This is a genomic window from Saccharomonospora azurea NA-128, from assembly GCF_000231055.2.
Classification (GTDB): domain Bacteria; phylum Actinomycetota; class Actinomycetes; order Mycobacteriales; family Pseudonocardiaceae; genus Saccharomonospora; species Saccharomonospora azurea.
The window spans coordinates 4,372,807-4,379,232 of the sequence record NZ_CM001466.1 but is presented as its reverse complement, the minus strand read 5'-3'; the positions used below and the strand labels follow the sequence as shown (position 1 = coordinate 4,379,232).

Annotated in this window: 3 protein-coding genes and 1 pseudogene; 2 read left to right on the top strand and 2 right to left on the bottom strand. The window is 71.0% G+C overall.

The annotated features are described in order from the left end of the window. Positions 1-320: pseudogene (locus SACAZDRAFT_RS20305) on the top strand (bifunctional 3'-5' exonuclease/DNA polymerase); the annotation flags it as partial. Between the two features lie 75 nt (positions 321-395). Here the strand turns inward: SACAZDRAFT_RS20305 and hrpA are convergent. Next, positions 396-4,292: an ATP-dependent RNA helicase HrpA gene (gene hrpA, locus SACAZDRAFT_RS20300; protein WP_005444771.1), complete on the bottom strand. Its 3,897-nt coding sequence runs from the start codon at positions 4,290-4,292 to the stop codon at positions 396-398. Positions 4,293-4,390: 98 nt separating this feature from the next. On the opposite strand from hrpA, the gene SACAZDRAFT_RS23940 reads away from it, so the two are divergent. Next, entirely contained in the window at positions 4,391-5,224 is an 834-nt protein-coding gene (locus SACAZDRAFT_RS23940; protein WP_232286306.1) for a hypothetical protein, read from the top strand. Between the two features lie 5 nt (positions 5,225-5,229). On the opposite strand, the gene SACAZDRAFT_RS20290 is transcribed toward SACAZDRAFT_RS23940, so the two are convergent. Then, positions 5,230-6,393 carry a lactate 2-monooxygenase gene (locus tag SACAZDRAFT_RS20290; protein WP_005444767.1) on the bottom strand — a complete coding sequence of 388 codons (1,164 nt, stop codon included), beginning with the start codon at positions 6,391-6,393 and terminating at the stop codon, positions 5,230-5,232. Positions 6,394-6,426: the final 33 nt, after the last annotated feature.

Here is a 6,426-nt window from a genome sequence, read left to right as displayed (position 1 = left end):
CGGGCGACGAGGTCGGCGCCCGCCGGGCCGCACGCGACTGGGGCCGGTTCACGCGCAACTTCGTGGTGCAGGCCAGCGCCGCCGACTGGACCGCGGTGCTGCTGGCCACGCTCCGCCGGAGCCTTCCCGCGCCCGCGCACCTGGTGTTCTTCCAGCACGACGAGGTGCTGGTCCACTGTCCCGCCGAGCTCGCGGATCAGGTCGTCGGCTGCCTCGACGACGCCGTACGCACCGCCACGGCACTCGTGTTCGGAGCGGCGTGTCCCGTGCGGTTTCCCATGCCCGCGACGGCCGTGCAGGTCTACGCCGACGCGCGCTGACCTCCCCTGCGTACGGGAAGTGCGAACACGCGTGCGCAGACCGCGGACACGGGTGCACAGAGCGCGGACACGGTGTCAGGGGGCGGCGGCGTCGAGTGCCTTCAGGACCCGCTTGAACGACACCGGGTAGGCCGTGCCGAGGGTTTGGGCGAAGAAGCTGACTCGCAGTTCCTCGATCATCCACGGGATCTCGGCGAGCTCGGGACTCGGGTCGGTGCGCGGAGGCAGGGAGTCCACCGCCGCCTGGTACTCCTCCCGCAGCCACGCGATGTCGCGCAAGCGCTCGACGTCCCGCGCCGGGTCGGACGGCAGCTTGTCGAGCCTGCGCTCGATCCCCCGCACGTAGCGCACGAGGTGGCCGAGCCGGTCGAACCCGGTCGCGGTCACGAATCCCGCGTACACGAGCGACGACAGGTGGGCGCGGGCGTCGGCGAGCGACTCGGCGAGCGCGTCACCGCGCATCGACTGCAGGCGCGCCTCGACGTCGTGCGCCGCTCGGAGCACGTCCTCCACGACGTGCAGCACGTTGAGCACCGTGGGGTTCAACGTGGTCCGCACCCGTTCGAGCAGGGGCGCGAACGCCTGCTCCTCCCACACGGGCCCGCCCGCGTCGGCCATGAGCTTGTCGACGGCGCAGTTCACGCAGTCGTCGACCAGCTCCGCCACCCCGCCGTGCGGGTTGCGGGTCAGCACCAGCTTCGACTGGTTCGACAGGTTGCGGTTGACGTGCTTGCCGGGCGAGGGCACGTTGAGCCGCAGCAGCCTGCGCGTGCCGCGCCACATCGCCGCGCGCTGCTGGCCGGGTGTGTCGAGCATGCGCACGGCCACGCTGTCGCCCTCGTCGACCAGCGCCGGATAGGCCTTGACCTGGTGCCCGCGGCGACGCGCCGAGAACTCCTTCGGCAACGACCCGAACTCCGGAGTGCGCAGGCCCTCGCGCTCCACGTCGTCGGCGGCGGCGGAGATCGTCTCGCGCAGGCGGTCGCCGAGCCGGTCGCGCAGCGCCTCCAGGTCCTTGCCCTCGGCGAGGGTGCGGCCACGCTCGTCGAGCACCCGGAACGTCATCTTGAGGTGGTCCGGTACCGCCGACCACCGCCACTCGTCGAGCGGCACCACCACGCCACGCAGCCGTTCCAGCTCGCGCGCCACGACCGGCAGCAACGGCCCGTCGTCGGGGCCCACCGTCGCCAGCACCTGCCTCGCGGTGTCCGGCGCGGGCACGAGGGTGCGCCGCAACGGCTTCGGCAACGACTTGATGAGCGCCGTGACGAGCTCCTCGCGCAGCCCGGGCACCTGCCACTCGAACCCGTCGGGACGGACCTGGTTCAACACCACGAGCGGAACGTGGACGGTCACGCCGTCGGCGTCGGCTCCCGGCTCGAACTGGTAGGTCAGCGCGAAACTCAGCGAGTCCTGCCGCCAGGTGTCGGGGTAGTCGGCCTCGCTCACGTCGTCGGCGCCGTCGTTGACGAGCATGGCCTTCTCGAAGTTGAGCAGGTCCGGCTGCGTGGCCCGGACCTTCTTCCACCACGTGTCGAAGTGGCGGGCCGAGACGACCTCGTCGCCGATGCGCTGGTCGTAGAAGTCGAAGAGCGTCTGGTCGTCGACGAGCAGGTCCCGGCGCCGGGCGCGGTTCTCGAGGTCGGCGACCTCCTCCAGCAGGGCCCGGTTGTCGTGGAAGAAGCGGTGCCGGGTGTCCCAGTCGCCCTCGACGAGTGCGTGCCGGATGAACAGCTCCCGCGACGTCTCCGGGTCGGTGCGGCCGTAGTTGACCTTGCGCCCCACGACCAACGGGATGCCGTAGAGCGTGACCCGCTCGCTCGCCATGACGGCGCCGCGCTTGCGTTCCCAGTGCGGCTCCGAGTACTGGCGCTTCACCAGATGCTGGGCCAGCGGCTCGATCCACTCGGGTTCGACACGCGCGTTGACCCGCGCCCACAGGCGGGAGGTCTCCACGAGTTCGGCCGACGCGATCCACCTCGGCTGCTTCTTGAACAGCGCCGAGCCGGGGAACACCGAGAACCGGGCGCCCCGCGCTCCGAGGTAGTCGCCCTTCGCCGGGTCCTTGAGCCCGACGTGGGACAGCAGCCCGGCCAGCAGAGCGGTGTGGATGCGCTGCGGATCGGCGGGGACGTCGTTGGGCGTGATGCCGAGCGGCTTGGCCAGCTGCCGCAACTGGCTGTGGATGTCCTGCCACTCGCGGATGCGCAGGTAGTTCAGGTACTCGCTGCGGCAGAGCTTGCGGAACTGGTTGTTCGACAGCGCCTTCTGCTGCTCGCGAACGTAGTTCCAGAGATTGAGGTAGGCGAGGAAGTCGGAGTTGGGGTCGGCGAAGCGGGCGTGCAGCTGGTCGGCGTGCTGCTGCTTCTCCGACGGCCGCTCCCGCGGGTCCTGGATGGACAGTGCCGCGGCGATCACCATGACCTCGCTCACGCAGCCGAGTTCCCCGGCCTCCACGACCATGCGGCCCATGCGCGGGTCGACGGGGAGCTGCGCGAGTTTCCGCCCCACCGGCGTGAGTTCCTTGCCCGACGCGTCGATCGCCCCGAGTTCGGTGAGCAGCTGCACACCTGCCGTGATCTGCCTGCGGTCGGGCGGCTCCACGAACGGGAACGCGCCGATGTCGCCGAGCCCGAGCGAGATCATCTGCAGGATCACCGACGCGAGGTTGGTACGCAGGATCTCCGGGTCGGTGAACTCGGGCCGGGAGAGGAAGTCGTCCTCGGAGTACAGGCGGATGCAGATGCCGTCGGACGTGCGGCCGCAACGGCCCTTGCGCTGGTTGGCCGACGCCTGCGAGATCGGTTCGATGGGCAGCCGCTGCACCTTGGTGCGGTGGCTGTAGCGGGAGATGCGAGCGGTGCCCGGGTCGATCACGTACTTGATGCCCGGCACGGTCAGCGACGTCTCCGCCACGTTGGTGGCGAGCACGATGCGCCGCCCCCGGTGGGGCTTGAACACCCGGTGCTGGTCGGCGGCCGACAGCCGCGCGTACAGCGGGAGCACCTCCGTGTTCGGCAGGTTCATCGCCTCGACCGCTTCGGCGGCGTCGCGGATCTCCCGTTCACCCGAGAGGAACACCAGGATGTCGCCCGGCCCCTCCGCCCGGAGCTCGTCGACGGCGGCACAGATGGCCTGCACCTGGTCGCGGTCGGGATCGGCGTCGGGATCGTCGGGGTCGACGATCGGCCGGTACCGCACCTCCACCGGATAGGTCCGCCCGGAGACCTCGACGATCGGGGCGTCGTCGAAGTGCCGGGAGAAACGCTCCGGGTCGATGGTGGCCGAGGTGATGATCACCTTGAGGTCCGGCCTGCGCGGCAGGATGCGCTTGAGGTAGCCGAGCAGGAAGTCGATGTTCAGACTCCGCTCGTGCGCCTCGTCGATAATGATCGTGTCGTACTGGCGCAGCAGGCGGTCGTGCTGGATCTCGGCGAGCAGGATGCCGTCGGTCATGAGTTTGACCAACGTGTCGTCGCCGGACGTGTCGGTGAACCGCACCTTGTAGCCGACGGTCTGGCCGAGCTCGGTCTTCAGCTCGGCCGCGATGCGCTCGGCCACCGTCCTGGCGGCGAGCCGACGAGGCTGCGTGTGCCCGATCTGCCCGCGCACACCCAGACCCAGTTCGAGGCAGATCTTCGGCAGCTGCGTCGTCTTGCCCGATCCCGTCTCACCCGCGACGATCACCACCTGGTTGTCGCGGATCACGTCGGCGAGGTCGTCGCGACGCGCGCTGACGGGCAGCTCCTCGGGGTACGTCACCTCGGGCAGCGACTCGCGGCGGCGCCGGAGGCGCTCCTCCGCGCGCTCCACGTCCTTGGCGATGCTCGCCACCGCGTCGGGCTTCGGTCGACGCGCCTTACGGAGTCCGTCGAGCCGACGACTCAGCCGGTGCGCGTCGCGCACCATGAGCTCGGGCAGACGGGACCGCAGCTCGCGGGCGGTCACCTGCGGGGAAGACGTGGAAGACATACGGAGGCAAGCTTAACCGGCGACCGGTACGCCTCAGCCACCCGTTTTTCCGTGGAACGCGCCGTCGACGTCACCGGCGGGCGGTACGCTGCGTCGCCATGAGCCAGCCGTGGCAGCCCTCGAACCAGCAACCTCCGCAACAGCCGGCCCCCGGGCAGTGGCCGTCGCAGACTCCGCCACCGGGCCAGGCGTACCCGCAGCAGGCACCTCCACAGCAGGGCCAGCCCTTCCCGCAGGCCACTCCACCACCGGCCTCACCTCAGCAGGGGCAGCCGTTCCCGCAGGCCTACCCGGCTCAGGCTCCCTCCCCGCAGCCCTACCCGGGACAGCCGTATCCCGGTCAGCCGTACGCAGGACAGCCCTACCCCGGCCAGCCGTATCCCGGCGGGCCGATGCCGGGACAGTTCCACCAGGGTCCGGTGACGCAGGGCCCGCTCACACTGCCGGGCTGGGGAGCCGTTCCCGCGATCCTCGGCGTGGTGGCGAGCGTCGTCGGCCTGTTGCTGCTGCCGTGGGTGAGCGTCGAGCAGGGCACGCTGAGCTTCCTCGACCTGACCGGGATGCCCACCGACAACCTGTTCACCATGCCCGACATGTACGTGGCGTGGTTGGCGTTCGTCGCGCTCGCGCTGCAACCGCTGTACCCGCTGCCCTGGACACTCGGCGCGGTCCGGACCCAGAAGGTGGCCAACCTCATGCAGGGCTGGCCCCGCACGCAGCTCACCCACGCCACGTTCACCCGGTTCCGGCTGGTGTTCGGCACCAGCGCCTTCGCCGGCACGATCATCCACGGACTCGGCATCGTGACGCTGTACGACGGTGCGTTCGAGCTCGCGGGGGCCGGTCCGTGGGTCCTGCTGGCGGGCACCGTCCTCACCACGGTGGGCGCTGTCGTCGGCCCCCGCAAAGGCCCCGGGCTACCACCGGCCTGACGGGGTCAGCGCCGCACGAGCACCTCGGGCCCCAGCCCACGCACGCTGCGGCGTCCGGACAGCCCGAGCGTGAGGTCGAGGTCGGCGAGCAGGCTCCGCACCACGTGCCGCACGCCATCCTCGCCTCCGAGGGCCAACCCGTAGACGTAGGGGCGGCCCAGCAGCACGGCTTTCGCACCCAGGGCGAGCGCCTTCACGACGTCGGCGCCGGTACGGACGCCCGAGTCGAACAGCACCTCCAGCCGGTCGCCCACGGCCGTGGCGATCTCGGGCAGCACGTCGAGCGCCGCCACCGCGCCGTCGACCTGGCGTCCGCCGTGATTGGACACCACGATGCCGTCGACACCGGCGTCCGCGGCGAGGCGGGCGTCGTCGACGTGCTGGATGCCCTTGAGCACGATGGGCCCGTCCCAGTGTTCCCGAAGGAACGGCAGGGCGTCCCACCCGCGGTCGGTCCCGGTGATCATCGAGATCCAGCGCAGCACCGCCATGGCCTGGTCCTCCTCGGGCGAGGCGTCGAGCCGCGAGCGGAAGACCGGGTCGCTGAACGGCACCGCCGTCCCCTCGGCCTTGAGGAACGGCAGGTAGCCGTTGTCGAGATCGCACGGACGCCAGCCGAGTGACCACGTGTCGAGCGTGACGACCAGCACCGTGTAGCCGCTGGCCCTCGCGCGGGCGAGGATGCTGCCGCACACGTCGGGGTCGTTCGGCCAGTACAGCTGGAACCACCGGGGGCCGTCGCCCGACGCCGCCGCGGCGTCCTCGATGCTCGTGGACGAGGCCGTGGAGAGGACCATCGGCAGCCCCAGTCCGGCCGCCGCTCGCGCGGTGGCGCGCTCGGCCTCGGTGTGCACGATCGACTGCACCCCCACGGGCGCGAGCACGACGGGCGCCGGCAGCGTCTGTCCCAGCACGGTGGTGGACAACTCGCGCTCGGTGGCGTCGGTGAGCATGCGGGGCACGATGCCCCAGCGGTCGAAGGCCTCCCGGTTGGCACGCGTCGTCGCACCGGATCCCGCGTCCCCGGCGACGTAGTGGAACGGTCCCGGGTCCAGCACGCGTTCGGCCTCGGCTTCCAGGCGCGTGGGATCGGTGGTGAACGGAGGCTTGGTGCCGCCGTACGCCTGCAGGTAGAGCTCACTCTGGTAGTGCCCGAACCGCTCGCTCATCCGCGCCTCCTCGCGCCGTGCCGACCATTCGCC

Coding starts and splice junctions, on each gene's coding strand:
- hrpA (WP_005444771.1), bottom strand. CDS start 4,292: ATGTCTTCCACGTCTTCCCCGCAGGTGACCGCCCGCGAGCTGCGGTCC.
- SACAZDRAFT_RS23940 (WP_232286306.1), top strand. CDS start 4,391: ATGAGCCAGCCGTGGCAGCCCTCGAACCAGCAACCTCCGCAACAGCCG.
- SACAZDRAFT_RS20290 (WP_005444767.1), bottom strand. CDS start 6,393: ATGAGCGAGCGGTTCGGGCACTACCAGAGTGAGCTCTACCTGCAGGCG.